The sequence below is a fragment of the Pseudooceanicola sp. LIPI14-2-Ac024 genome (assembly GCF_042188925.1).
Lineage (GTDB): Bacteria > Pseudomonadota > Alphaproteobacteria > Rhodobacterales > Rhodobacteraceae > Pseudooceanicola.
The window spans coordinates 1,292,068-1,305,867 of record NZ_CP170102.1; the positions used below are offsets into that span (position 1 = coordinate 1,292,068).

Genomic DNA, 13,800 nt, shown 5'->3' on the forward strand with positions numbered 1-13,800 from the left:
AAGGGTTAAGGTCAGCTTCCCTCGCCGTTCGGGTCCTTGTAGACGCCCTGTTCCTTCAGCGCGTCGACCACCTCTTTCGGCATGTAGGTCTCGTCATGCTTGGCAAGGATTTCCGTGGCTTCAAAGGTACCGTTCACGTAGGAACCGGTGCCGATCATGCCCTGGTTCTCGGCAAAGAGATCGGGCAGCACGCCGCGGTAGGTGACGGGCACGCTGGCGCCGCCATCGGTTACGTTGAAGCGGATCACCTCGCCCTGGCCGCGGGTCAGGCTGCCCTCTTCGACCAGTCCGCCGATGCGGAAGCGTTCAGTGGCCTGCGGCGGTTCGGCCAGCACTTGGCTGGGCGAGCGGAAGAAGTTGATGCCGTCGCGCATCGCATAGCCGACGAGGCCGGTAGCCACGACAAGCGCGACCGCCGCGATGGCGATGATCTGGATACGGCGTTTCTTCTTCAGCCCGTGCATGGTGTCCCCTCAGGCCGCGCGAGTCGCGCGGGTCGGCGCCCCTTGATAGCAAAAGTCCGGCCCGTTGGCAGCGGGCCGGACCTGCGATCTGTGGCCGCGGCGGGCGCGGATCAAGAGCTCAGGCGGTGCGGGCCTTGCGGCGTCGCGCCGCAGCCAGCAGGCCACCCCCGGCCAGGACCGAGCCGAGCAGCGCGAAACCGGCCGGCAGCGGCACGGCGGCCGAGACGATCGCCGAGCCGCCGGTGGAGGGCGCAGTGCTGACCAGCGGCTTGGACGTGGCGAAGGAATACTGCGTGTTGTCGCCCCAGTTGAAGGCGAATTGCAGGTAGATGCTGCCGTCGAAGCTGTCGTCGAGCGCGATGCTGAGCGCGGTCTGGCCGTTGGCGACGTTGAAGGTACCGACGCCGATCCCGTCATAGTCCCAGCGGAACTGGTCGAAGGAGTACCGCAGGTCGCCGCCGCCGTTGTAGGTCGTGGACCCGTTGGGGCCGCTGAAGGTGAAGCTCAGCGTCTGGGCCCCGGACTGCAGACCCGTCAGGTAGAGAAAATCGTCCTCGTTCTGGCGGCCGGAGCCGCTGACACTGTCGGCGCCCGAGAGCACGGTCGGGGTCGTCCAGCTGCCCGAGAAGGCACCGTAATCCGCCTCGTTGACGGTGGCGGCTGCGGCGGGCGCGGCGAGGGTCGCGGCAAGGCCGGCTGTAGCAATGAAAGAAAGGAAAACCGGGCGGAGGGTCATGCGACTCAACCTTGAAATGGGGGTGGTAGGAGACGCTGACATAGGCTTCCGCCGGGGCAGAAAAAGGCGGGTTTCCATTCCGTTGCGTCACAAGTCAGTGGCGCGGAACGCAACAGTCACGGTGGCGTGATCAGGCGCCGACGAACTCGATCCTGCGGCGCAGGAACTGGGTCGCGTTCTGCGATACGCGCTTGGGATTGCCGGTTGTGACGAACATCGATTCCGCCCCCTGCCCGGTCATCGCCGGATGCCGTCGCAGGTAGTCGTCGAGCGAGGCGGCCACCAGGTTCGCCTGCGAATAGACCGCCACATCGGGGCCGAGCGCGTCCTGGAACACCTCTTCCAGCAGCGGGTAATGGGTGCAGCCGAGGATCGCGGCCTCGGGCCGGGGCATCTTGCGCTTGAGCGCGTCGACATGGGACCGCACCAGCGCCTCGGCCAGGATCATGTCGCCTTCCTCGATCGCATCGACAACGCCGCCACAGGCCTGCGCCTCGACATCGACGCCGATGGCACGGAAGGCCAGTTCGCGCTGGAACGCGCGGCTGGCGACGGTAGCGGGGGTGGCGAACAGGGCCACATGCTTGACGGCCACCTCGCGCGGCGGGGAGTTGTCGCCCCACTGGCGCTCGGTCAGCGCCTCGATCAGCGGCACAAACACGCCGAGCACGCGCTTGTCCGAGGGCACCCATCCCTCCTGCATCCGACGCAGCGCGGCGGCCGACGCGGTGTTGCAGGCGATGATGACCAGGTCACAACCGCGTTCGAACATCTTGGCGACGGAGGCGGTGGTCAGGTCATAGATGTCGTCGGCATCGCGCACGCCATAGGGGGTGTGGGCATTGTCGCCGAAGTAGACCAGCGGCAGGTCCGGCATCCGCTTGGCGACCGCGTCCAGCACCGTCAGCCCGCCGAGCCCGCTGTCGAAGATCCCTACTGCCATGTCCGCCTCCGGTCCTGTCCCCGCGTCAGCCGCGGGGTGTCCGGTGCTTTTCCTCGAATTCGAAGCCGTGATCCAGCGATTTCAGGGGCTGCGGCGAAAGGGCGTAGGTTTCAGAGCGGAGGTATGCCATCAGCGCGCGCGGATCGCGCAGCCGCGCGGCGATCTGGTCCTGCGGGACCGGGGTGCCGATTACCACCCGGACCGGGGAACCGACGCGGGCGCGGAATTCCTTGAGCAGCAGGCCGAGGCGCAGCGTGTAATGGGCGTGGCTCGCGATCTGGAACAGGCGCGAGTTTGAGCCCTCGAAGAACACCGGCACCACGGTTGCGCCGCTCTTGGCGATCATCTTGGCCGTGAAATTGCGCCACCCCGGATCCATCGGCGCGCCGAACGGCTTCAGCGCGGTTGAGACGGTGCCGCCCGGAAACACCCCGATCGCCCCGCCCTGCGCGAGGTAGTCGAGCGCGATGCGCCGGGTCTGGATGTTCTCTTCCTGCGCGGCGCGGGTTTCGTCGAAGTTGATCGGCAGGATGATGCGGTTCAGGTCCTCGGACTTGCGGAAGACCGTGTTCGCGAGGATGCGGAAATCGCCCCGCGTTTCCTGCAGGATGTGCCCCATCATCAGCCCGTCGAGGATGCCGTAGGGGTGATTGGCGATCATCACCAACGGCCCCTCACGCGGGATGTTGTCGAGCGCGCCCGACGCCACATCGAGCGAGAGGCCGTAGCGTTCGGTCATCACAGTCCAGAAATCGCGGCCCTCGGCCACTTCGACCTCGTAGCCCTCGGCGCGGCGGATCAGGCCCGGTCGACCGGTCACGTTCTCAAGCGTCCGGATCACGGTGCGCGCCAGGCGCGTCGCACCGGAATGGGAATAGGATAGTTCGCGGGCGATGTGCCGGGGCGTCAGCGTCGGTTGCGCGGTCATGCTCGTCTTGGGTGCGACTCAGATGTCTCTGAGCCGCCATTTAAGTCCTCTCGCCCTTTCTAAGAAGTGACGATGACAGAGCCGTGACGTTATTCCGCAGCCTGTTTCACGCCGGGCCCACCTGCACGGAACGTGGCGAGCAGCGCCTCGCGGCTTTTCTCGGCCCGCGCGGCGTTCTGCTGCTTGACCGGGCCGAAACCGCGGATCGACATCGGCAGTTCGGCAAGCGACACGGCCGTTTCGAGCGTCTCGTCCGACACATGCGGCAGGACCTCGGCCATGTCCTTTTCGTACTGCTCGATCAGGGCACGTTCCATCCGCCGTTCCTCGGTCCGGCCGAAGGGGTCGAGCGCCCCGCCGCGCAGGAACTTGAAGCGGGACATCACCGACATCGCCGTGCCCATCCAGGCGCCGTAGGTCTTCTTCACCGGGCGCCCGTCGCTGCCCATCTTCTCGAAGATCGGCGGGGCAAGGTGGTAGGTCATCTTGAAGTCGCCGCCGAACTGCGCCTCGGCCTTGGCGCGGGTTTCGCGGTGCAGCCGGCCGACCTCGTATTCGTCCTTGTAGGCCAAGAGCTTGTGATAGCCCTTGGCGACCGCTTCCTTGAGACGCGGATCCTGCACGCTGTCGACCAGCTTGCGATAGCGCTGCGCCAGGGCCTTGTTCTGGTACTTGACCAGGTGATCGGCGCGGAAGGCGATCTTCTCCTCCAGGCTTTTCGGTTTCTCGACCACGACCGAGGGCGCGATCAGTTTCTCGGCCGCCTCGGCGTGCAGCACGGCCCAGCGGCCAATCTCGAAGGCGCGCTGGTTCTTCTGTACCGCCGCCCCGTTCAGCTCGATCGCCTGCATCAGCGCCTCGTGGCTCAGCGGAATCAGGCCCATCTGCCAGGCCGCACCAAAGATCATCATGTTCGAGAAGATCGAGTTGCCCAGCGTCACGCGGGCCAGTTCGCTCGCGTCGAAGAGCGCCAGCTTGCCCTGCAGGCGCGCCTGCAGCTGCATTTCGAGCCGGTCGGAGGGCAGCGCGAACTCGGTGTTGCGGGTGAAATCGCCGGTGATGATCTCGTGGCTGTTGACCACCCCGCCGGTGCGACCGGTCTGGGTCAGGCCCAGCGTCTTGGCACCCGCGCTGACCACGAGGTCACCGCCGATCAGCGCGTCGGCCTCGCCGGTTGCGACGCGGATGGCGCTGATGTCCGACGGCTGGTCCGCCAGCCGGACATGGATATGCACTGCGCCGCCCTTCTGGGCGAGGCCCGCCATCTCCATCATGCCCGCGCCCTTGCCGTCGACCTGCGCGGCCTGCGCCAGCACGGCCCCGATGGTCACCACGCCGGTGCCGCCGACGCCGGTGATGACGACGTTCCAGGTGCCGTCGATGTTCGGCAGGACCGGGGCCGGCAGGTGCGGCAGGTCGAGGTCGGCGGTTTCCACCGCGTCCTTGCGCACCTCCGCCCCCTCGAGCGTCACGAAGGAGGGGCAGAACCCCTTGAGGCACGAGAAGTCCTTGTTGCAGGACGACTGGTCGATCGCCCGCTTGCGCCCCAGCTCGGTCTCGACCGGAACGATCGAGACGCAGTTCGACTGAACGCCGCAGTCGCCGCAGCCTTCGCAGACGTCGGTGTTGATGAAGACACGCTTGTCCGGGTCAGGGAAGTTCCCGCGCTTGCGGCGGCGGCGCTTCTCGGCGGCGCAGGTCTGCACGTAGAGGATGACCGACACCCCCTCGGCCTCGCGCATTTCCTTCTGCACTGCGTCCATCTCGGCCCGGGGCCGCCAGCCGACCGACTTCGGGAAATCCTCGCGCCGAGGCTCTTCCTTTTCATCGTAGACGACGGTGAGGGTCTTCACCCCCATCGCCGTCACCTCGCGCGCGATCCGGTCGGGGGTCAGCCCGCCTTCGTTCCGCTGGCCGCCGGTCATGGCGACGGCATCGTTGAAAAGGATCTTGTAGGTGATGTTGGCATCACTCGCGAGCGCGGCGCGGATCGCCTGCACGCCCGAGTGGTTATAGGTCCCGTCCCCGAGGTTCTGGAAAACGTGCCCGGTGGTGGAGAACGGCGCCTCGCCGATCCAGTTCGCGCCCTCGGCCCCCATGTGGGTGAAGCCGAGCGTGTTGCGGTCCATCCACTGCACCATGTAGTGGCAGCCGATCCCGGCATAGGCACGCGAGCCGTCGGGCACCTTGGTCGAGGTGTTGTGCGGGCAGCCCGAGCAGTAATAGGGCAGCCGCGCCGCGATCTCTTCGACATTGTCGTTGCGCCGGACTTCGGCCAGTTGCGACAGGCCGGCCTTGATGCGGTCAGTGTCACGCCCCTCCTCGATCAGGATACCGCCCAGCTTCTCGGCGATCCACACCGGGTCGAGCGCGCCGCGCGTCGGGAAGAGCTCGTCGCGGTGCATGCCGCCTGCCCCGCCCTTGTACCAGCCATAGACGCGGCGGCCGCGGCGGTCGTCGAAGATGCTCTCCTTGATCTGGATCTCGATCAGCTTGCGCTTCTCCTCGACCACCACGATCAGGTCGAGCCCCTCGGCCCAGTCGTGGAACGAGGTCATGTCGAGCGGAAAGACCTGCCCGACCTTGTAGGTGGTGATCCCGAGCCGCTCCGCCTCGGCCTCGTCGATGCCGAGGAGCGACAGCGCATGCATCAGGTCGAGCCAGTTCTTGCCCGCCGAGACAAAGCCGATCTTGGCCCCGGGCTTGCCCCAGACGCGATTGTCCATCCGGTTGGCGCGGGAAAACGCCTCGGCCGCGAAGCGCTTGTAATCGATCATCCGCGCTTCCTGCGCGTGCGGCGTATCAGCAAGCCGGATGTTGAGCCCTCCCTCGGGCATCGGGAAATCGGGCAGGACAAAGGACATCCGGTGCGGGTCGCCATCGACGACCGATGTCGCCTCGACCGTGTCCTTCATCGTCTTCAGGCCAACCCACAGCCCCGAGAAGCGCGAGAGCGCATAACCGTAGACGCCGTAGTCGAGGATCTCCTGCACCCCCGCGGGCGAAACCACCGGCATGTAGGCATCGACCAGCGCCCATTCGGACTGGTGCAGCACGGTGGAGCTTTCGCCGGTGTGGTCGTCCCCCATGGCCATCAGCACGCCGCCGTGCCGCGAGGTACCTGCCATGTTGGCGTGACGCATCACGTCGCCCGACCGGTCGACGCCCGGTCCCTTGCCGTACCAGAGGCCGAAGACACCGTCGAACTTGCCCTCCCCGCGCAGCTCGGCCTGCTGGCTGCCCCAGAGCGCGGTGGCGGCCAGGTCCTCGTTCAATCCTTCGTGAAACTTCACGTCCGCCGCAGAGAGCCATTTCGCCGCGCGGTTCATCTGCATGTCGACCGCGCCTAGGGGCGATCCGCGGTAACCGGTGACGTAGCCCGCCGTGTTCAGCCCTGCCGCCCGGTCCCGTTCCTTCTGCGTCAGCATCAGCCGCACAAGGGCCTGCGTGCCGTTCAAAAGGATCGGCGACTTGGTCAGATCGAACCGATCGTCCAGGGAAATCTTGGGGGCGGTCATGGCTTCCTCCTCTGGCGTAACCGTGCCTCATTATAGCGCAATAATAGGTCATCATATTTGACCTACAAAGGCAAATTTCAGAAAGACCTATGCGTGTGGCGGGGAATTGTTTACACGGCGGATCGATAAAGACGGGCGGGTGCGGAAGACTGTAAAGTTGCTCTGATGGATTGGGATAAGCTCAGAATATTTCACGCGGTCGCCGATGCGGGCAGCCTCACCCATGCCGGTGACACGCTGCACCTGTCGCAATCTGCCGTGTCGCGCCAGATCCGGGCGCTCGAGGAGTTGTTGAATGCGACCCTGTTCCACCGTCATGCCCGCGGCCTGATTCTCACCGAGCAGGGCGAGTTGCTGTTCGACGCGACCCGCGCCATGGCCAAGCGCCTCGATACCGCCACCGCCCGGATCAAGGACAGCGAGGAAGAGGTCTTTGGCGAGCTGCGCGTCACCACGACCATCGGCTTCGGCTCTCTCTGGCTGGCGCCGCGCCTGTCGAAGCTTTACGACCGTTACCCCGACCTCAAGATCGACCTGATGCTGGAAGAGCGCGTGCTGGACCTGCCGATGCGCGAGGCCGACGTGGCGATCCGGATGAAGGAACCGTCCCAGGCCGACCTTATCCGCAAGCGGCTGATGTCGGTGCGGATGCGCTGCTATGCGAGCCCGGAATACCTGTCCGAGAACGGCACGCCCGAGACCATCGAGGATATCGCGAACCACCGTCTGATCTGCCAGAACCCTTCGGCCGCGCAGGTCGCGGCTGGTGCGGGGCTGGTGGCGCGGCTCCTGGCCAACGACGTGCGTTCGCTGCTGACGGTGAACAACTACTTCGGCGTGCTGCAGGGCGTGGTGTCCCACCTCGGGATCGGCGTGCTGCCGGATTACCTGATCGAGGACTTCCCCCAGCTCGAACGCGTCCTGCCGGACGTGGAGTCGGTCGAGGTGCCCGTCTTCCTCGCCTTCCCCGAAGAACTGAGACATTCCAAGCGGATCATGGCCTTTCGTGATTTCGTGCAGGAAGAGGTCATCGCGCACCGCAGGCGGATTCGCGAAAGAGGCGAGCAGGAGTAATCCCGCTCAACCGCCTGAGGCATGTCGGCAACGCATGGCGGGCATGTCTGCGCTGCGGCGAAATGTTCCTTGAACGATTCAGTTTCGGCACTTATTTCAGCGCTTGACGGTGATGATTGCTTAACGGCGCATCATCTTCATACCTCCCTGTTGGACTTGGCCGGGCTTGACCCGGCCATTTTTTTTGCCAGCCGCCCGGCGGCTCGCGCGGTTGACTTCGCGCCGCAGGCAGGCAGGGTTGTCCCGTCAGAAAAGGAAAGGTCGGTGCGGTTAGCCCGGCCCCCGCCAAGGCGGGTCCTGGCCTTTGCCCCCGGTTGGGGCACCGAGTCCCGTGACCTTGAGCCCGCAGCACCCCGCTGCGGTGAACACGAGGTTATGGAATGCAGCAGCAGATATCAGTGATTACTCTAGCCGTGCGCGACGCCGCGCGCGCACGCAGGTTCTATGGCGACGGTTTCGGCTGGTCCCCGGTGTTCGAGGCGGACGAGATCGCCTTCTACCAGATGAACGGCCTGATGCTGGGCCTCTGGTCGCACGCCGGGCTCGAGGCGGACATGTCCCGGCCCGGCCTTCAGGCGCCTGGCGCCTTTGCGCTGGCCCACAACGTGCCGCGTCAGGCGGACGTCGCGCCGCTGATGGACCGGCTCGTTGCGGCGGGGGGCCGTGTCCTGCGCCCGGCCGATGCGCCGGAGCATGGCGGCTTTCGCGGGTACGTCGCCGACCCCGACGACCACGCGTGGGAGATCGCCTGGAATCCCGCGTGGCGGATCGACGCCTATGGCCACGTGACCTTCGGCCTTTGACAATCGACCGGCGGCGTCCCCGCGCCGCCGGTCACGACGCGCAGGCGTACGCCCCGCGGCGCGATCCGGATCGGAAAAAACCCGGCCTGGTTCCCTGACAACTTCGTGACGCCAGAGCGCGATTTCACCGAGGAACCAAACCCTTGCCTCCGCATTGTCCCCCCAATGCCGCAACGGCGGCGCAACCCAAACGTGGAGGACACACCATGACCCTCAAGCATTTCCTGACATCCGCATCGATCGCCGCCATCGTCGCCACCCCGCTTGCCGTCAACGCCGCGGGCAACGAACGCGTCGGCGAAGCTCCGGAAAATGTGGTGCAGTCGACCGACGACACCACGATCAACAACGAGGAAAGCTCCATCGAGCCGAACGAGCTGGGCAACGAGCGCGTCGGCACGTTCCAGGCCGATGCCAACGCGTCGAGCGCCGGTGACAGCCCGTTCGAGATCCAGACCATCGACTCGATGGAACTGGCCGACGCGACGAAGGATGACGCGAGCCCGCTGGTCGGCAAGTCGGTCACCACGATCGACGGCACGCCGCTCGGCAACATCGAAGGCGTCTACACCGACGTCAACGGCATGACCTTCGCCGAGGTGAGCGTCGACCCCAAGCTGGGCGCTGACACCGACAGCTTCCTCGTGGGCATCAATGCCGATGCCAGCCAGATGGACGGCATCCAGCTGCAGCAGACCCAGGCGGAGTTTGCCGCCGAGCTGAAGCAGAAGGTCGGCACCACCACCGGGCAGGACGCACAGGACTCCTAAGTCCTGACCGCCCTTCGAGTGATCGGATCGGGCCGGGGCATCACATGCCCCGGCCCTTTCTTTGCGCGACGCGCGGTCCCGCCCCTTTCCCCCAACCCGCTCTGTCGTAAGGAGGCGCCGACAAGCTGCCAGGGGACGATAAATGCAAGATCCTGAGATCACGACCGACCTTATCGAGGCGCACGGGATCAAGCCGGATGAATACGCCGAAATCCTGCGGATCCTGAACCGGGAGCCGACGTTCACCGAACTCGGGATCTTCTCGGCGATGTGGAACGAACACTGCTCCTACAAGTCGTCGAAACGCTGGCTGCGCACCCTGCCCACCACCGGCCCGCAGGTGATCTGCGGCCCCGGCGAGAACGCGGGCGTGGTCGACATCGGGGATGGCCAGGCGGTCGTCTTCAAGATGGAAAGCCACAACCACCCCTCCTACATCGAACCCTACCAGGGCGCGGCGACCGGCGTGGGCGGCATCCTGCGCGACGTCTTCACCATGGGGGCCCGGCCGATCGCGGCGATGAACTCCCTGTCGTTCGGCAGCCCGGACCATCCCAAGACCCGGCAGCTGGTTCATGGCGTGGTCGAGGGCATCGGCGGCTACGGCAACTGCTTCGGCGTGCCGACCGTGGGCGGCGAGGTCCGGTTCGACCCGGCCTACAACGGCAACTGCCTGGTGAACGCCTTTGCCGCGGGCCTCGCGGATGCGGACAAGATCTTCTACTCCGCCGCCTCCGGCGTCGGCATGCCGGTGGTCTACCTCGGCGCCAAGACTGGCCGTGACGGCGTCGGCGGGGCGACGATGGCCTCGGCCGAGTTCGATGAGACCATCGAGGAAAAGCGCCCCACCGTCCAGGTCGGCGACCCCTTCACCGAGAAACGGCTGATGGAGGCCTGCCTCGAACTGATGCAGACCGGCGCGGTGATCTCGATCCAGGACATGGGCGCCGCGGGCCTGACCTGCTCGGCCGTGGAAATGGGCGACAAGGGCGAGCTAGGCATCCGCCTCGACCTCGACAATGTGCCCTGCCGCGAACAGGGCATGACCGCCTACGAGATGATGCTGTCGGAAAGCCAGGAGCGGATGCTCATGGTGCTGAAGCCCGAGAAGGAGGCCGAGGCGCGCGCGGTGTTCGACAAGTGGGACCTCGACTTTGCCATCGTGGGCGAGACGATCCCCGAAGACCGCTTCCTCATCATGCATCGTGGAGAGATCCGCGCCGACCTGCCGCTGCGCGCGCTGTCGGGCAACGCGCCGGAATACGACCGCCCATGGGAGCCGACGGCCCCCGCGAGCGAGCTGGCGGATGTGCCGGGCGTCGATCCGATCGACGGGCTGAAGGCATTGATCGCCTCGCCCAACTATGCGTCCAAGCAGTGGGTCTATGAACAGTACGACACCATGGTCATGGCCGACACGATGCGCACGCCGGGCCTTGGCGCGGGCATCGTGCGGGTGCACGGCACCGGCAAGTCGCTGGCCTTCACGTCGGACGTGACGCCGCGCTACGTCAAGGCGAACCCGGTCGAGGGCGGCAAGCAGGCGGTGGCCGAGGCCTATCGCAACCTGACCGCCGTCGGGGCGCTGCCGCTGGCCACCACCGATAACCTCAACTTCGGCAACCCCGAAAAGCCCGAGATCATGGGCCAGTTCGTCGGCGCCATCAAAGGCATCGGCGAGGCGGTTGCCGCGCTCGACATGCCGATCGTTTCGGGCAACGTGTCGCTCTACAACGAAACCGACGGGCAGGCGATCCTGCCCACACCGACCATCGCGGCGGTCGGACTGATCGCAGCGGGCGAGGAACCGATCATCGGCACCGCGCGCGACGGCCACGTCGCCCTTCTGGTTGGTGATACGGTGGGCCACCTGGGCCAGTCGGCGCTGCTGGCCGAGGTCTACAACCGGGTTGAAGGCGATGCCCCGCCGGTCGACCTGGCGGTCGAAAAGCGCAACGGCGCGTTCATCCGCGCACAGCGCGACCACATCAAGGCCTGCACCGACCTCAGCGACGGCGGGCTGGCGATGGCGGCGTTCGAGCTGGCCGAGGCCGGCGGCGTCGGCGTGCAGCTTGACGACAGCGACACCGCCCAGCTTTTCGGCGAAGACCAGGGCCGCTACCTGATCGCCTGCAACTTCGACCAGGCCGAATGGCTGATGATCGAGGCGGGCAAGGCCGGTGTCCCGATCCGCAGCGTCGGCAAGTTCACCGGCGACAGCGTTAAGATCGGCCACGCCGAGGCCCCGCTGGCCGAACTGGCCGCCCTCTACCGGTCGAGCTTCGGCGCGACCTTCGACTGACCGGACCGGCCCCGGCATGCCCCCTGCCCGCGTCCCCGCGCGGGCAGGTGCTTGCCACGCGCCCCGGCAGCCACTAAATCTGACTGCAAGATTAGGAAGAGACGCCCATGCCCCTCCAGGCCCAGGAAATCGAAGACCTGATCCGCGAAAGCTTCCCCAATGCCCAGATCTCCGTCGAGGGCGCTGATGGTCGGCACTTCTCGGCGATGGTCGTGGATGAGAGCTTTCGGGGCATGAACCGCGTGCAGCAGCAACGCGCCGTCTACGCCGCCCTCAAGGGCCGGATGGACGGGGCCACCAGCGAGTTGCACGCGCTGGCCCTGACGACCCGGGCGCCGTGACGCCGGAAAGGAACGATGATGACTGACGTTAAGACCTCGATCGACGAAACCGTCAAAACCAATGATGTCGTGCTCTTCATGAAGGGCACCAAGGAAATGCCGCAGTGCGGCTTCTCCAGCCGCGTCGCGGGCGTTCTGAACTACATGGGCGTGGAATATGCCGATGTGAACGTGCTGGCCGACGAAGGCATCCGGCAGGGGATCAAGGACTATTCCGACTGGCCGACGATCCCGCAGCTCTACGTGAAGGGCGAATTCGTCGGCGGCTGCGACATCATCACCGAGATGACACTGTCCGGTGAGCTGGACCAGCTCTTCGACGCGAATGGCGTGGCCTACAACAAGGACGCGGCCGAGAAGATCCGGGCAGCAAACGCCTGATCCCTCGCCCATGCGGACAAGACAGGCCGTGGCGCATCGCGCCGCGGCCTTTTCTTTGCGGCGGGCATCGATGTGCTAGACTGCGCATATGACCGAGGCCCCGAAACTTCTGTCCAGCGGCAATCCGCAGATCCCCAAGGGGAACGGCGACGCGCCGGTGCAAGCCTACATCGCCGCCATGCCGGGCTGGAAAAGCGCCATCGGGGCGCGGATCGATGGGATCGTGGTCGCGGTCTGCCCGGACGTCGAGAAGGCGGTGAAGTGGAACACGCCGCTCTGGGGCCGCGGCGTGGGCTGGTTCCTCGCCATGTACTGCTACAAGAACTACGTGCAGCTGACCTTCTTCCGCGGCACATCGCTCAGCCCCGTGCCGCCGAAGGCTTCGAAGACCGAAGGCACGCGATACTTCGAAATCCGCGAAGATGACGCGGTCGACTGGGCGCAGGTGACCGAGTGGATCCGGCAGGCCAGCGCCCTGCCTGGCGTGCCGCTCTAGCTACTTATTCGGCGGCGGTCTTTTGCTCGATTGCCTCGGCGATCGCCTCGGCCCGGGCGGCCAGTTCCGCCAGCGTGTCGGAAACCGCTGCCGGGACCACCGGCACCTCGACCCGTTCCGCCGGCGCAGACTTGGCACCGTCGAGTGCACCCTGCAACTGGGCCATCTGGCTGTCGGCATCGCGCAGCCGGTCCTCGAGCCCCGCTGTCCGGTCTGCCAGCATCAGCCCGGCCATCAGCAGCATCCGCGATTCCGGCAGGCGGCCGATCTGGTCGGCCAGCGCCGCGGCCTCGGTGTCCAGCATCTTGGCCGCCGCCATCAGGTAATGCTCTTCGCCCTCGGCGCAGGCGACTTCGAACTGGCGGCCGCCGATGGTGATCTCGATCTCGGGCATCAGTACTCTCCCTCGGCATGTGCGCTGTTCGCCAGCATCGGCGTGAGGACCGACACGATGGCCTGCGCCTCGCTGCGGTCGGCGGCGTGGCTGGCGCGCAGCGCCTCGAGCTCGACCACCAGCCCCTGGTTGATCAGCTCGGCCTCGCCCACCCCTGCGGCATTGGCGTCGCGCAGCGCCTGGTTGTTGGCGCGCAGCTTGTCGTTCGCGGTGCGCAGCCGCTGAAGGTCCTCGTCCAGCCGGGCCATGGCGGTGCGCTGCTCGCTCAGCGCCGTCTCGACCTCGGCGGCAGCGCTGTCGGCGCGCGCCTTGAGCGTGGCGATCCGTTCCTGGAGCTGCGCGGTGACCAGCTTCTCGTCCTCCAGCGCCTGCTTAAGGGCGGCGACGGCATCGGGGTCGATCGCGGGCGCGGCCGGGGCGATCCCCTCGACGCCGGCGCCTATCCGGTCCAGCGCGGCCACCAGCCGGCGCTGCAGCTCGTCCAGACGGGCTTCGCTGTCGTTCATGCCATGCTCCCCTCGTTCCCTCACAGGTGACCGGCGGCGACGCGAATCGCCCCGGCCCAAAGACAAGTCCCAGTCTACCCAATGGTTTCGCCATTCCCAATGGCCCCGCCGGACGCACCGGAACCGGGGAATCCCGGGCCGGTT

At 66.4% G+C, this 13,800-nt stretch carries 14 protein-coding genes; 7 read left to right on the forward strand and 7 right to left on the reverse strand.

Features of this window, described 5'->3' with window-relative positions:
• Positions 1 to 11 precede the first annotated feature (11 nt).
• The 5 genes from ccmE to ACE2AC_RS06300 form a co-directional block, all read right to left on the reverse strand.
• Positions 12 to 464 carry a cytochrome c maturation protein CcmE gene (gene ccmE / locus ACE2AC_RS06280; protein ID WP_375691245.1) on the reverse strand — a complete coding sequence of 151 codons (453 nt, stop codon included), beginning with the start codon at positions 462 to 464 and terminating at the stop codon, positions 12 to 14.
• 118 nt (positions 465 to 582) lie between these two features.
• Positions 583 to 1,200 (reverse strand): hypothetical protein, encoded by a 618-nt coding sequence (locus ACE2AC_RS06285; RefSeq protein ID WP_375691246.1) that lies wholly within the window; start codon positions 1,198 to 1,200, stop codon positions 583 to 585.
• A gap of 130 nt (positions 1,201 to 1,330) precedes the next feature.
• The gene (locus tag ACE2AC_RS06290) at positions 1,331 to 2,143 is read right to left on the reverse strand and encodes a glutamate racemase (protein WP_375691247.1); all 813 of its coding nucleotides are present in this window, start codon (positions 2,141 to 2,143) and stop codon (positions 1,331 to 1,333) included.
• Positions 2,144 to 2,168: 25 nt separating this feature from the next.
• A complete protein-coding gene (locus tag ACE2AC_RS06295) occupies positions 2,169 to 3,071 on the reverse strand; it encodes a lysophospholipid acyltransferase family protein (protein ID WP_375691248.1) in 903 nt (300 codons plus the stop codon).
• An 89-nt stretch (positions 3,072 to 3,160) separates the two neighbouring features.
• Positions 3,161 to 6,589: an indolepyruvate ferredoxin oxidoreductase family protein gene (locus ACE2AC_RS06300; RefSeq protein ID WP_375691249.1), complete on the reverse strand. Its 3,429-nt coding sequence runs from the start codon at positions 6,587 to 6,589 to the stop codon at positions 3,161 to 3,163.
• Positions 6,590 to 6,754: 165 nt separating this feature from the next.
• Here ACE2AC_RS06300 and ACE2AC_RS06305 point away from each other — a divergent pair, with 165 nt between their 5' ends.
• From ACE2AC_RS06305 to ACE2AC_RS06335, 7 genes are all read left to right on the forward strand, one after another.
• Entirely contained in the window at positions 6,755 to 7,663 is a 909-nt protein-coding gene (locus ACE2AC_RS06305; protein WP_375691250.1) for a LysR family transcriptional regulator, read from the forward strand.
• A gap of 413 nt (positions 7,664 to 8,076) precedes the next feature.
• Positions 8,077 to 8,466 carry a VOC family protein gene (locus tag ACE2AC_RS06310; protein WP_375691251.1) on the forward strand — a complete coding sequence of 130 codons (390 nt, stop codon included), beginning with the start codon at positions 8,077 to 8,079 and terminating at the stop codon, positions 8,464 to 8,466.
• A gap of 206 nt (positions 8,467 to 8,672) precedes the next feature.
• Positions 8,673 to 9,236: a hypothetical protein gene (locus ACE2AC_RS06315; RefSeq protein ID WP_375691252.1), complete on the forward strand. Its 564-nt coding sequence runs from the start codon at positions 8,673 to 8,675 to the stop codon at positions 9,234 to 9,236.
• A gap of 142 nt (positions 9,237 to 9,378) precedes the next feature.
• The gene (gene purL / locus ACE2AC_RS06320) at positions 9,379 to 11,538 is read left to right on the forward strand and encodes a phosphoribosylformylglycinamidine synthase subunit PurL (RefSeq protein ID WP_375691253.1); all 2,160 of its coding nucleotides are present in this window, start codon (positions 9,379 to 9,381) and stop codon (positions 11,536 to 11,538) included.
• A gap of 107 nt (positions 11,539 to 11,645) precedes the next feature.
• The gene (locus tag ACE2AC_RS06325) at positions 11,646 to 11,879 is read left to right on the forward strand and encodes a BolA family protein (protein WP_375691254.1); all 234 of its coding nucleotides are present in this window, start codon (positions 11,646 to 11,648) and stop codon (positions 11,877 to 11,879) included.
• An 18-nt stretch (positions 11,880 to 11,897) separates the two neighbouring features.
• Positions 11,898 to 12,260 (forward strand): Grx4 family monothiol glutaredoxin, encoded by a 363-nt coding sequence (gene grxD, locus ACE2AC_RS06330; protein WP_375691255.1) that lies wholly within the window; start codon positions 11,898 to 11,900, stop codon positions 12,258 to 12,260.
• A gap of 88 nt (positions 12,261 to 12,348) precedes the next feature.
• Positions 12,349 to 12,756 carry a DUF1801 domain-containing protein gene (locus ACE2AC_RS06335; RefSeq protein WP_375691256.1) on the forward strand — a complete coding sequence of 136 codons (408 nt, stop codon included), beginning with the start codon at positions 12,349 to 12,351 and terminating at the stop codon, positions 12,754 to 12,756.
• A gap of 4 nt (positions 12,757 to 12,760) precedes the next feature.
• On the opposite strand, the gene ACE2AC_RS06340 is transcribed toward ACE2AC_RS06335, so the two are convergent.
• Positions 12,761 to 13,150 carry a cell division protein ZapA gene (locus tag ACE2AC_RS06340; RefSeq protein ID WP_375691257.1) on the reverse strand — a complete coding sequence of 130 codons (390 nt, stop codon included), beginning with the start codon at positions 13,148 to 13,150 and terminating at the stop codon, positions 12,761 to 12,763.
• Positions 13,150 to 13,656, reverse strand: coding sequence for a hypothetical protein (locus tag ACE2AC_RS06345; RefSeq protein WP_375691258.1), 507 nt, complete (start codon positions 13,654 to 13,656; stop codon positions 13,150 to 13,152). Before ACE2AC_RS06345 ends, ACE2AC_RS06340 begins: the two co-directional genes overlap by 1 nt.
• Between the last annotated feature and the right edge of the window lie 144 nt (positions 13,657 to 13,800).